This window comes from Massilia sp. CT11-108 (assembly GCF_047302915.1).
GTDB lineage: Bacteria > Pseudomonadota > Gammaproteobacteria > Burkholderiales > Burkholderiaceae_D > Telluria > Telluria orientalis.
Window position 1 is genome coordinate 1 of sequence record NZ_JBKYMO010000160.1, and the last position, 11,839, is coordinate 11,839.

Sequence of the window (11,839 nt, forward strand, 5' to 3'; positions counted from 1 at the left end):
GCGCAGGCCCGCGTACGCGCGGCCGGCCGGCGTCGTGATGTCGTCACGCGCCGCGTGACGCGCTTCGTCGAACGGCGCGCGCTGGATCCAGCGGCTGTCGTGCGCCTTTGCCGGATCGGCGAGGTAGCTGTCGTCGTTGGCCATGGCCAGCTCGTCGCCCATGTACAGCACGGGCAGGCCGCCGAAGCACAGCGCGAGGCCGTGCACGAGCAGCAGGCGCCGCAAGCCTTCCTCGGATCCGTCCGCGCCGGAGAGCGCCGCGGCCGTGCCGTTGGTCGCGAGGCCGCCCTGGAAGCCGACGCCTGCGGCATAGCTCACCTCGTCGTTATAAAAACGCGCGACTTCGGCCAGGCGGTCGAGACTGCCCGCTTCGGCCAGCAGGTGCTTCCAGCCGATGTCGTCGTGGCAGCGCACATAGGTCAGCCAGCTCGCGCCGGATGGCAGCGGCGGCGTGGCGGCGGCGACCGCGCGCACGAGGCCCGCGTCTTCCTCGGCCAGCGCGGCCCAGCCGGCCGTCATGAGGGTGCTGTGGTACGCGAGGTGGCATTCGGGTGCTGCGGCGTCGCCGAAGTACGCGGGCAGTTCGCGCGTGGGCACGATCGCCTCGGCCTTCAGCAGCACGCCCGGTGCGGCGATGTCGACGATGGCGCGCAACGCCTGCAGCAGCAGGTGCGCTTCCGGCTGGTTCATGCAGTCCGTGCCGAGGCGCTTCCACAGGAACGCGGTGGAGTCGAGACGGAACACGTCGATGCCGCGGTTCGCGAGGCGCAGCAGCGCCGCCGCGACCGCTTCGAACACGGCCGGGTTGGCGTAGTTCAGGTCCCACTGGAACGGGTAGAACGTGGTCCACACCCAGCCGCCCAGCGCCGGGACATGCGTGAAATTGCCGGGCGCCGCCTGCGGGAACACCTGGCCCAGCGTACGTTCATACGCCTGCGCCCTGTCTTCGTCCAGCACGTGGAAGAAGGCGCGCATGGCGGTGTCGCCGGTGAGCGCGCCCAGCGCCCACGGATGGTCGTCGGCCACGTGGTTCAGGATCAGGTCCGAGCACAGGCTGATGCCCGCTTCGCGCAGCGCCGCCGTCAGGTCTTCCAGGTCGGCCATCGTGCCGAAGCGCGGGTCGACCTCGTCGAAGCTCGCGACGGCAAACCCGCCGTCGCTCTCGCCCGCGCGCGGACGCAGGAACGGCAGCAGGTGCAGGTACGTGACGCCGAGGTCGCGCAGGTGCGGGATGCGTTCCTTCACGCCGCGCAGGTTGCCGCCGAACTGGTCGACGTACGCGCTGTAGCCGAGCATCGTCGGCGCGCAGAACCAGCGCGGGTCGTCTTCGCGGGCGGCGTCGAGCGCCTGCAGCGCGGCCGGGCGCGCTGCCATCAGGCGCCCGACCCCGGCCATCAGGTTGTCGAACCAGCCGGCGTGGCCGGGCAGGTGGCCGTACAGGCGTTGCAGGCGGTCGGCCAGCACGGCCTCGTGACTCGCGAAACGACGCTGCGCGTCGGCGTGGCGAGCCGGCGGCAACCCGTCGAGCAGGCGGCGCAGGGAATGGGACATCGTGCTCATGGATCCTTAAAACGCGTACTTGACGCTGGCCTTCACGGCGCGCCCCGTGATCGAGCGGGCAGCATGGCCGTCGCCTTCGATCTCGGTGTAGCCGATGCGGTTGAACAGGTTGTTGGCGTTCAGGGACAGCTGCACCTTCGGCGTCAGCTGGTAATTCAGGAACGCATGCACGACCGTGTAGCCGGGCAGGACGAGCGTGTTCGCATCGTCGCCCCAGCTTTTACCGGTGCCGACGACGGCCAGGCCGAAGTTGGCCGCGCCCAGGTCGTAGCTCGGCGTGAGCTGGTACACGGCGTGTGCCTGGCGGCGCGGCGTGTGGCCGATCGTGGCTTCGCCGCCCGGTGCCGTCGCGGTGATCTTCGCATTGGTCAAGGTGAGGCCGCCGTTGACGCGGAAGTCGCCCACGCGATAGGCCGCTTCCAGTTCGGCGCCTTTCGCGTCGTAGCTGTTCGCGGTCGACAGCTGCGTCGTCGCTTCGTAGTTGCTCTCGCGGGTCTTGGCATGGAACAGCGTCAGGAACGTGGACAGGCCGCCACTGCGCCATTTCACGCCGCCTTCCAGCTGTTTCACCGTGTTGATGCTGATCGGCGCGCTGCCGTCCAGCGGGGTGCCGAACAGGATGCGGTCGGCGTTGAACGCCACGCCTTCGCTCGTGCGGGCGAACAGTGCCAGCGACGGCGTGATTCTCCAGTTGCCGCCCACCGAATACGACGTGTGGCCGATGTCGTAGTCGACGTGCTGCACGGTGCCCGGCTGGTACGCCGCCGCATTGGTGGCGATGTTGGCACTGCCCCCGGCGTGCTGGCGGTCGCGGCGCACGCTGGCGTCCACGTTCACGGTGCCCTGCTCCCAGCCGAAGTTCGCGTACGGCGAGTTGGTGCGGTATTCGACGTCGACGGCGCGCGAGCAGCAGCCACCGAATGCCGGCCCCACGTAGCCCGGTGTCGCGCTCGCGGTCTTCAGCAGCGCGGGGTCGTCGCCGGTCGCCTGCATCAGGTACTGGTTGAAGTTCCACGTCAGGCCCAGCTTCTGCAGCGACGAGTACCAGCCCGCCGTCACGTTCAGCTTCGCGCCGTCGATTTTAAATGTCTTGGTCAGGCGCGCATCGTTCAGCGTGTTGCCCGCGTCGTCGATCGACGTGTTGAAGACGACGGCATTAAAGGCGCGGCCGTTGTAGGCCTGGCCTGCGCTGGGGCCCGTCGCGAAGGTATAGCTGCCCACCGTGCCGCTGTCGGCCGGGAACACGCCCACGAAGCGGCCGCTGTTGGACGCCTTGCGGAACTTGTTCGTCACGGTCCAGCCATTGCCCAGGTCGAACGAGCCTTCCAGGCCGATCGCATTGCTCTTCACGGACAGGCCGTCGTTGACGTCGCTCGCAACAATGCCATTGCCCTTGGTGAGCGAGACGTCCTTGACCCAGTACGGCGAATAGAACGATGCATAGCGCGGGTCGATGCCGGCGATTTCCGAGATGTGGCCGTTGTTGACGAGGACCGGCACGGGCAGCGCCGTCGGGCTCTGGTCGTCGAGGTGCTTCAGCGAGACGCGCACGTAGCCGCCGTCGAAGTCGTGCGTGAAGTTCGCGCGCAGCTGGCCGCCCCGCTCGTTCTTGCCGGCCGCGTTGCGGATGCCTTCGCCGCGACGGTAGAAGCCGCCGACGAAGAAGCGGTCGCGCTCCGAGACCGGCGCGCCGTAGTCGAAGTCGACGCGCGTGCTGTCGTAATCGAGGCCGCGCGACAGGCCGATGCTGCCGCCCTGCTGCGCACCGTCCTTGGAGATGAAATTGATGATGCCGCCGGGCGAGTTGGTGGCCAGGGTCGAGGCCGAGCCGCCGCGCACGGCTTCCACGTGGTCGAGGGTGCCGTCGATCTTGATGTAGCTGTCGGGGGTGATGAAGTTGAAGTCGCCGAACTGCAGCACCGGCAGGCCGTCTTCCTGCATCTGCACGTAACGCGCGCCGCCCGCGGAGATGGGCACGCCGCGCACGGTGATGTTGGCATTGCCTTCGCCGCCCGACGACTCCGAGCGCACGCCCGGGATCGAACGCAGCACTTCGGCGGCGCTGGTCGGCGCGAGGTTCTGGATGGCGTCCGCTTCCAGCGTGCTGACCGAAACGCTCGACTTCATCTTGCTCGAACCGATCGGCGTGCCGGTGACGACGACGCGTTCCATCTTCAGGCCATCGGTAGCCGATGCCGGCGCGGCGGCTTCCTGCGCGGACGCCGCACCCAGGTGCAGCAAAGCCAGCGCCACGGCACGCGCCGTGTGCTTCATGCGAACTTCCATGTCTCCTCCGTTTGTATTCGATTTGTTGGCACCTTGTCAGGCACGCGGCCATTATTTCCCTATTTTTGGAAAAATGCAAACGATTGCAATAACGTTGCAAAAACGCTGCAACCGGCTAGCCATGCGGGATTCTCTCGCCTCTGAGGTAAAAAATCGTCGCAATTGCAAACGTTTGCAAATCAATGCGCAACGAGGGTGGAATGGCAACGCCCGGTCAGGCGCTGGCGCGGACGATCAGTTCGGTGGGAAGCTGGACGGAGGGTGCGCTGCGGCCGTCGACGAGGACGAGCAGCGCATCGACGAGCGCGCGCGCGGCCACGTCGCGCGGCTGGGCGACGGTGGTGAGCGGCGGGTGGAAATAACTGGACAACTCGATGTCGTCGTAGCCGACGACGGCCACGTCGACCGGCACGTCCTTGCCCTGTTCGCGCATGGCGTGGATGGATTTCATCGCGAGCAGGTCGCTGCTGGCGAACAGGGCATCGTACGCGACGCCGCGCCGGGCCAGTTCCGCCACGGCCTGGCCGCCGCTCTCGGGCAGGAACGACGATGCCACGTGCAGTTGCGGATCGGGAGAGAGGCCATGCGCGGCCAGCGCTTCGACGTACCCGCGGTGGCGCTGCTCGACCTCGGGCAAGCTGGTGTCGCCGAAGAAGGCAATGCGGCGCCGGCCCTGCGCCAGCAGGCGTTCCGTCGCGAGGCGGCCGCCCGTGACGTTGTCGCCGCCGACCGTCGTGTACAACTGCTGCGGCAGCTGCGCGCCCCAGACGACGAACGGCACGCCGCGCGCGGCCATCTTGTTGAGTTCAGCGTGGTGGCGGCCCTGGCCGATCAGGATCACGCCGATGGCGCGGCCGCCGTCGAATGGGGCGGCGGCGGCGTCGACCTGGTCGGCGTCCACGCGCGAAACGAGCGTGTCGAAACCCTGTTCGCTGAGCGCGTCCGCGAGGCCGCCCAGCATCGACAGGAAGAACGGGTCGGTCAGTTGCTGGCGCGAGGACTGGTCGATCGGGATGACGACGGCCACCGTGCGGTTCTGCTGCAGCCGCAGGTTTTGCGCGCCGATGTTGATCGTATAGTTCAGCGAACGCGCGAGGTCGAGGATGCGGTCGCGCGTTTCCTGGTTGACGAGGGGGCTGTGGCTGAGCGCGCGCGAGACGGTCGACGTCGACACGCCCGCGAGGCGCGCGATGTCGGCCATTTGCAACCGCCGGGACGACGAGGACATCGTATCAGTGCGGGACGGTGTCCTTGAACGACGGCCGTTCCGACAGCTTGTCGAACAGGCGCGCCAGGTTCGGATACGCGCTGCGCCAGTCGATGTCCGGGAAGCGGAACGACAGCCAGCCGAGCGTGCAGCCGACGGCGACGTCGGCCAGCGTGTAATGGATCCCCATGCAGAACGGCTGTTCGCCGAGGTTCTCGGACATCACGGCAAGACCGCCGCGCACCTTGCCCATCTGGCGGTCGAACCAGGCCTGGCTCTGCTGCTCGCCCGGGCGCCACGTGCGCTCCAGGTAGGCCAGCACGGCCGCGTCCAGCACGCCGTCCGCGAGCGCTTCCCACACCTTGACGTTGGCGCGGTCGCGGCTGTTCGGCGGGAGCAGCTTGCACACGGGCGTCAGCGTATCGAGGTATTCCGCGATCACGCGCGAGTCGTACATCGTGCTGCCGTCTTCCATCACGAGGCACGGCACCTTGCCCAGCGGGTTCGACGCAGCGATCTCCGTTTCCGGCGCCCAGACGTTTTCCAGCTCGAACTGATAGTCGAGCTTTTTCTCTGCCAGGACGACACGCGCCTTGCGCACGTAGGCACTGGTGAAGGAACCGATGAGTTTCATAGATGCTCAGTCATGTGGATTGGCAGACAGTATAGCATCGGCCTATCGCCCGCCAAACGCCGGCGAAACGCCTGCAACGGTGGCCAAATGAGACTTGACAAAGCGGCCAACCCCAGCCTGCCGATGGTAGAATCTCGTTTTTGCACTCACCGCCTCCCTCCTCCCATGACCTCTACCGCATCCTCCTCGACCCTGTCGGCCCTGTCCCCGCTGGACGGCCGCTACGCCGCCAAGACCGACAAGCTGCGTCCGATCCTGTCGGAAGCCGGCTTCATGCACCACCGCGTGAAAGTGGAGATCGCCTGGCTGCAGGCGCTGTCGCAGGCCGGCTTCGCCGAACTGAAACCGTTCTCCGCCGACGCATCCGCCCTGCTGGACAAGCTGGCCGCCGACTTCTCCGACGCGGACGCCGCCCGCATCAAGGAAATCGAGGCCGTCACGAACCACGACGTGAAAGCCGTCGAGTACTGGCTGAAGGAACAAGTGAAGGACGTGCCGGAGCTGGTCGCCGCGTCCGAATTCATCCACTTCGCATGCACGTCGGAAGACATCAACAACACGTCGCACGGCATGATGCTGAAAGCCGCGCGTGACGGCGTGCTGCTGCCGTCGCTGCAGGCCGTCATCGCCAGGCTGACCGAGATCGCCCACACGAACGCCGACCTGCCGATGCTGTCGCGCACGCACGGCCAGACCGCCAGCCCGACCACGCTCGGCAAGGAATTCGCCAACGTCGTCGCCCGCCTGCAGCGCGCGGTGAAGCGCATCGCGGACGTGGAAATCCTCGGCAAGATGAACGGCGCCGTCGGCAACTACAACGCGCACCTCTCGGCGTATCCGGGCTTCGACTGGCCGGCGTTCTCGAAGAACGTCATCGAACAGCGCCTGGGCCTGACGTTCAACCCGTACACGATCCAGATCGAGCCGCACGACTACATGGCCGAGCTGTTCGACGCGATCTCGCGCACGAACACGATCCTGCTCGACCTGAACCGCGACATCTGGACGTATGTGTCGCTCGGTTACTTCAAGCAGAAGCTGAAGGCCGGCGAGATCGGCTCGTCGACGATGCCGCACAAAGTGAACCCGATCGACTTCGAGAACTCGGAAGGCAACCTGGGCCTGGCCAACGCCGTGCTGCGCCACATGGCCGATAAACTGCCGGTGTCGCGCATGCAGCGCGACCTGACCGACTCCACCGTGCTGCGCAACATCGGCGTGGGCTTCGGCTACGCGCTGCTCGCGTACGACAGCTGCCTGCGCGGCCTGAACAAGCTGGAAGTGAACCCGGCGCGCCTGGAGCAGGACCTGGACGCGAACTGGGAAGTGCTGGCCGAGCCGGTGCAGACCGTGATGCGCCGCTACGGCATCGAGAACCCGTACGAGCAACTGAAGGAACTCACGCGCGGCAAGGGCATCACGCGCGACGCGCTGCAGGAATTCATCGGCAAGCTGGCGATTCCGCAAGATGCCAAGGACCTGCTGCTGGCCATGACGCCGGCGAATTACACCGGTCTGGCGGCGCAGCTGGCGAAGGCTATCTAAGTCGATGAACGTCGCCCCCGCGAAGGCGGGGACCCAATTTTGCATGAGCTGTCGAAACGCGTGCAGAACTTGGGTTCCCGCCTGCGCGGGAACGACGGGTTTAGCGCTGCCACGTCAGCTTCACTCCCACCGTCCTGGGCACCTCGGTCCGCACCGACGCCACGCCGTACTCCGCGTGCCCGCCGTTCAGGTTCGTCCCGATCACCGATAACTCCATCCCCGGCGCGAAACGCCAGCCGAACCGGGCATCCACGGCCCAGTAAGCCGGCACGTTCGGAAATCCCAACGCGCCATTGCGGCGCACGGCCAGTTCCAGTTCGCGGTCCGCGTCGATCGCGTGGCTGGAACGCAGCTGGGCCGTGTAGGCCGGATCACGCCCCGTCGTCATCGGGCTGCCCTGGTCGCGGCTGCCCGGCTTCAACGCGAATTCCTCGTGCAGCAGCGTGGCGCCCGCGGACAAACGCCACGCCTGCGTCATCTGCACATTGCCCCACGCCTCCAGGCCGCGCGCCTGGCCTACCATCAGGTTGCCGAACACGATCTGCCCGGCCGGCGTGACGTCCTGCGTGCGCAGGTGGTCGTACAGGTTGCGGAACGCCGTCACGGAATACGACACGATCTGCCCCGCCTGGCCGCGATAGCCCAGTTCGAGCACGCGCGCGGTCTCCGTCCGCACGCCCCGGCCGCCCGCCAGCAGGTAGGGCGGCGCTCCGGGCACGTACGCGTCCACGTCCAGCCGCGACGGCGCGCGCACGGTGCGCGACACGGCCGCCCAGAACGCGTGCATCGGCGTGGCGCGCCAGGACAGGCGCACGTTCGGCAGGAATTCCGTGCCCGTGTACGGATTGCGCTCCCAGCGCACGCCGGCCGTGGCGCTCAGGTCGTCGCGCAGGGCCACCTCGTCCTGCGCGAACAGGCTGGCCCAGGCCTGCGTGTCGCGCGCGGGCAGGAACGCGACGAAGCGGCTGTTGTCCACGCGGTCGCGGCTGGTGCGGTATTCCCCGCCCCACACGATGCTGTGCCGGCCGTGCGCGGGCAGCGCGTGCTGCAGTTGCAGGTCGAGGATGCCGACGGCGTCCGTGAACGTGGGCGGCACCTTGCGGTAGCGGTAGTCGTAATACGCCTGCGCGGTCACGCTGCCGCCGCCGTCGAGCACATGCTCCCAGCGTCCCGTGACGTTGGCGCCATGCAGCTGGATGTCGTCCAGGCCCGTGCCCGCACCCGGCGCCGCGATGACGCCGGGCGCCGGCTGGCCCTCGCGTCCGCGCCAGGCATTGGCGTTGACGCTGAACCGCTCCTCGCCCCGCTCCCAGTCGCCGCGCCAGCCGACCTGGCCCTGCGTCCAGTCGTCGTCGATCGCGCGGCCGGAGGCGAGTTCGCTATGCCCCAGTCCGAACACCTTGCCGTAGGCCCGCCACGCACCTTTGCCCATCGCACCCTCCATCGCGCCGCCGTGGCGGAATGCAGCCTGGACGCCGTCGACGTCGGCGCGCAGCACGAGCAGATCGCCCACGGTGTCGCGCGCGTGGCGGGTCGTGATGTTGATGACGCCGTTGACGGCATTCACGCCCCATAACGTGCCGCCGGGGCCGCTGATCACTTCGATCCGCTCGACGTCTTCCAGCATCACGTCCGGCTCGTCCCAGAACATGCCGGAGAACAGCGGCGAATAGACCGAGCGGCCGTCGATCATCACGAGAAGCTTGTTGGCCGGGCTGTTGCTCGTGCCGTTCATGCCGCGCGCGGAGATGAAATAGTTCGCGTTGCTGCTGCGCGCGACCTGCAGGTTCGGCGCGAGGTTCAGCGCCTCGGCGAGGTTGCGGGCGCCCGAACGGCGGATGTCGTCCGCCGTGATCACGTACACGGAGGCCGGCGCGCCCTGCAGGCGTTCGGGCCGGCGCGAGACGGACGTGACGTCGATGTTGGCCAGTTCTTCGATCGACAGGTCGGCGAACTCGCCCCGACGCGCCGCTTCCCCGGCATGCGCCGGCAAGGTCAGCATCAGCGCCGCCACTAACAAAGGCAGACCGGGCGTGTGGGTCATTATGTTTTATAAATCCGTTTTCTTGACATTTTACCTTCACATATGCAGACATGGCATATGCGCCACGGATTGTCCCACTGGCTGAACAAAGTTATCCGTATGGATAGCTTCCGCGCAATATTTGGAACCGTTAAAGTATCCCTATTGCAAATCCACAGCTACCCGCAACTCATGCTAGTGTGCTGGGTAGTTTGGTAATATTTAGTTCTAATTCGTACTAATTCATCGGAGACCCGTCATGCAGCGCTACACCACGACCGCCATCGTGCTTCACTGGCTGATCGCCGTGCTGATCATCGGTGCGTTCACGCTGGGTCTCGTGATGACGGACATTCCCGGCATCTCGCCCACCAAGCTGAAGTATTTTTCGTGGCACAAATGGGCCGGCGTGACCGTGCTGCTGCTCGCCACGATCCGCCTGCTGTGGCGCCTGAAGAACCGTCCGCCGGCGCTGCCCGACACGATGCCCGCGTGGCAGCGCGGCGCCGCCCACGGCCTGCATCATCTGCTGTACGTGCTGATCTTCGCCGTGCCGCTGTCCGGCTATTTCTACACGCTGGCGGCCGGCTTCCCGGTCGTCTATTTCGGCCTGTTCCAGCTGCCCGTGTTCATCGCCAAGAACCCGGCGCTGGCCGACACGCTGAAGCCGATCCACTACTGGCTGAACATGGTCATGGCCGGCCTCGTCGGCCTGCACGTGGTCGCCGCCCTGAAGCACCAATTCGTCGACCGCGACGGCACGCTCGGACGCATGCTGCCCGGCCGTTCCCACTGAAGGAGAAAACCATGAAATTCACCCGTGGCGGCCTGGCTGCCGTATTGGCTGGCGTGACGCTGATCGCCAGCGCCGTACCGCTGAAAACCGATGTCGCGCACAGCAGCGTCTCGGCCGTGTTCAAGCAGATGAACGTGCCGGTCGAATCGAAGTTCAAGAGCTTCAACGCGCAGATCGACTACGACGCGGCGCACCCGGAAAAAGCGACGGCGCGCGTGGACATCGACACGGCCAGCTTCGACATCGGCGAGGCCGAGTACAACAAGGAAGTGGCCGGCAAGGACTGGTTCAACTCGGCCAAGTTTCCGAAGGCAACCTTTGTCTCCTCCGCCATCAAGCCGGCCGGCGCGGGCAAGCTCTCTGTCTCGGGCAAGCTGACCATCAAGGGCCGGGTCCAGGACGTGACCTTCCCGGTCACCATCAAGCCGGAAGGCGGCAAACAGGTTTTCGAAGGGCAACTGCCGATCAAGCGGCTGGCCTTCAACATCGGCGAAGGCGAGTGGAAAGACACGAGCATGGTCGCCGACGAAGTCGTCATCAAATTCCGCGTCGCAGCGGGACAATAAACACTATTTATCGTTAAAGGATCGCCTTACATGAAACTCAAGCACCTCGCCCTCCTGGCCGTCGCCTTCGCTTCCAGCGCCGCCTTCGCCGCCGACACCTACAAGATCGATTCGAACCACACGTACCCGAGCTTCGAGGCCGACCACTTCGGCGGCCTGTCGAACTGGCGCGGCAAGTTCGACAAGACGGAAGGCTCCATCGTCGTCGACCGCGCGGCCAAGACGGGCACCGTCGACATCACCATCGACGCGAACAGCCTGGACTTCGGCCACGCCAAGATGAACGAGCACGCCAAGGGCCCGGACATGTTCGACGTGGCCAAGTACCCGAACGCCACCTACAAGGGCAAGATCGTGTTCAAGGGCGACGCACCGTCCACCGTCGACGGCGAACTGACCCTGCACGGCGTGACCAAGCCGGTCACCCTGCACATCAACTCGTTCAAGTGCATCCAGCACCCGATGCTGAAGCGCGAAGTGTGCGGCGCCGATGCGTCGGCCACGTTCAACCGTGCCGATTTCGGCGTGGACTACGGCGTCAAGATGGGCTTCAAGCCGGAAGTCAAGCTGGCGATCCAGGTCGAAGCCGTCAAGCAGTAATCGCTCGATCCAAAAGAATAAGCCCCGCGGCCAGCACGGCCGCGGGGCTTTTTCTTTTGCCGGGTTCGTAGCGCCGCCGAACGATCAGCGGCCGTCGCGATCCGAATCACCCGGAATCGCACGCTCCACGCGATCCCACGCGGCGCGGCTGGCCGACTTGGCCTGCTCCCACGACAGGCGCGAATGGCCCTTCACGCGATCCCACTCGTCGGCCATGTGCGGCTCGGCCAGGTCGTAGGACGGGAAGCGGCGGGCGTTGTTGTAGCCCAGCGCATAGGCCGGCGAATAATCGTCGTACGTGTAGCCCGTGGTGTAGTACGGTTGCGTCTGGTAGTTCGAGCGCCAGTACGCATCCTCCACCGTCGGATTCACGAGGTGGCCGGCACCCTTGCCGACCATGCCGCCGGCGATGCCCCCGATGGCTGCACCTGCCGCCATGCCGACCGGGCCGCCGACGGCACCAATCGCGGCACCGGCTGCCGCGCCGCCGCCGCCGGCCAGGTTGTGCTCATGCAGATCGTCGCCCGGTTTCGGGTTCACGACTTCGCCCGCGCCCTTGCCGGCCATGCCGCCGGCGATACCGCCGCCTGTCGTCGCGGTGCCCCCCCCGTCCCCGGCGGGT

The 11,839-nt window shown here is 66.5% G+C and carries 9 protein-coding genes and 1 pseudogene; 4 read left to right on the forward strand and 6 right to left on the reverse strand.

Going from position 1 to position 11,839, the window contains the following annotated elements; translation table 11 throughout:
- The 4 genes from ACEN88_RS14595 to ACEN88_RS14610 all read right to left on the reverse strand — a co-directional run.
- The coding region (locus ACEN88_RS14595) for an alpha-amylase family glycosyl hydrolase (protein WP_413340643.1) at window positions 1–1,551 on the reverse strand (1,551 nt) is incomplete at its 3' end.
- Window positions 1,552–1,566: 15 nt separating this feature from the next.
- Complete coding sequence (locus ACEN88_RS14600; protein WP_413340645.1) at window positions 1,567–3,846, reverse strand: TonB-dependent receptor; 2,280 nt, start codon at window positions 3,844–3,846, stop codon at window positions 1,567–1,569.
- Between the two features lie 214 nt (window positions 3,847–4,060).
- The gene (locus ACEN88_RS14605) at window positions 4,061–5,074 is read right to left on the reverse strand and encodes a LacI family DNA-binding transcriptional regulator (RefSeq protein ID WP_413340647.1); all 1,014 of its coding nucleotides are present in this window, start codon (window positions 5,072–5,074) and stop codon (window positions 4,061–4,063) included.
- 4 nt (window positions 5,075–5,078) lie between these two features.
- Window positions 5,079–5,687 carry a glutathione S-transferase family protein gene (locus ACEN88_RS14610; protein WP_413340648.1) on the reverse strand — a complete coding sequence of 203 codons (609 nt, stop codon included), beginning with the start codon at window positions 5,685–5,687 and terminating at the stop codon, window positions 5,079–5,081.
- 165 nt (window positions 5,688–5,852) lie between these two features.
- Between ACEN88_RS14610 and purB the strand changes: the two genes are divergently transcribed.
- Window positions 5,853–7,232, forward strand: coding sequence for an adenylosuccinate lyase (gene purB, locus ACEN88_RS14615; protein ID WP_413340650.1), 1,380 nt, complete (start codon window positions 5,853–5,855; stop codon window positions 7,230–7,232).
- A gap of 100 nt (window positions 7,233–7,332) precedes the next feature.
- Here purB and ACEN88_RS14620 read toward each other — a convergent pair whose 3' ends face one another.
- Window positions 7,333–9,276, reverse strand: a complete 1,944-nt coding sequence (locus ACEN88_RS14620) for a TonB-dependent receptor plug domain-containing protein (protein ID WP_413340653.1) — start codon at window positions 9,274–9,276, stop codon at window positions 7,333–7,335.
- A 238-nt stretch (window positions 9,277–9,514) separates the two neighbouring features.
- Here ACEN88_RS14620 and ACEN88_RS14625 point away from each other — a divergent pair, with 238 nt between their 5' ends.
- The 3 genes from ACEN88_RS14625 to ACEN88_RS14635 are packed head-to-tail and all read left to right on the forward strand — an operon-like array spanning window position 9,515 to window position 11,217.
- Window positions 9,515–10,051 carry a cytochrome b gene (locus ACEN88_RS14625; protein ID WP_413340654.1) on the forward strand — a complete coding sequence of 179 codons (537 nt, stop codon included), beginning with the start codon at window positions 9,515–9,517 and terminating at the stop codon, window positions 10,049–10,051.
- 11 nt (window positions 10,052–10,062) lie between these two features.
- Window positions 10,063–10,617, forward strand: a complete 555-nt coding sequence (locus tag ACEN88_RS14630) for a YceI family protein (RefSeq protein WP_413340656.1) — start codon at window positions 10,063–10,065, stop codon at window positions 10,615–10,617.
- A 30-nt stretch (window positions 10,618–10,647) separates the two neighbouring features.
- Window positions 10,648–11,217 carry a YceI family protein gene (locus ACEN88_RS14635; RefSeq protein ID WP_413340657.1) on the forward strand — a complete coding sequence of 190 codons (570 nt, stop codon included), beginning with the start codon at window positions 10,648–10,650 and terminating at the stop codon, window positions 11,215–11,217.
- An 84-nt stretch (window positions 11,218–11,301) separates the two neighbouring features.
- Here the strand turns inward: ACEN88_RS14635 and ACEN88_RS14640 are convergent.
- Window positions 11,302–11,839 (reverse strand): annotated as a pseudogene (locus tag ACEN88_RS14640) (hypothetical protein); the annotation flags it as partial.

What these genes read in the sequence shown, in the direction of transcription:
- ACEN88_RS14620 (WP_413340653.1), bottom strand. Translation starts at nt 9,276, where the DNA reads ATGACCCACACGCCCGGTCTGCCTTTGTTAGTGGCGGCGCTGATGCTG.
- ACEN88_RS14630 (WP_413340656.1), top strand. Translation starts at nt 10,063, where the DNA reads ATGAAATTCACCCGTGGCGGCCTGGCTGCCGTATTGGCTGGCGTGACG.
- ACEN88_RS14635 (WP_413340657.1), top strand. Translation starts at nt 10,648, where the DNA reads ATGAAACTCAAGCACCTCGCCCTCCTGGCCGTCGCCTTCGCTTCCAGC.
- ACEN88_RS14600 (WP_413340645.1), bottom strand. Translation starts at nt 3,846, where the DNA reads ATGGAAGTTCGCATGAAGCACACGGCGCGTGCCGTGGCGCTGGCTTTG.
- ACEN88_RS14605 (WP_413340647.1), bottom strand. Translation starts at nt 5,074, where the DNA reads ATGTCCTCGTCGTCCCGGCGGTTGCAAATGGCCGACATCGCGCGCCTC.
- ACEN88_RS14625 (WP_413340654.1), top strand. Translation starts at nt 9,515, where the DNA reads ATGCAGCGCTACACCACGACCGCCATCGTGCTTCACTGGCTGATCGCC.
- purB (WP_413340650.1), top strand. Translation starts at nt 5,853, where the DNA reads ATGACCTCTACCGCATCCTCCTCGACCCTGTCGGCCCTGTCCCCGCTG.
- ACEN88_RS14610 (WP_413340648.1), bottom strand. Translation starts at nt 5,687, where the DNA reads ATGAAACTCATCGGTTCCTTCACCAGTGCCTACGTGCGCAAGGCGCGT.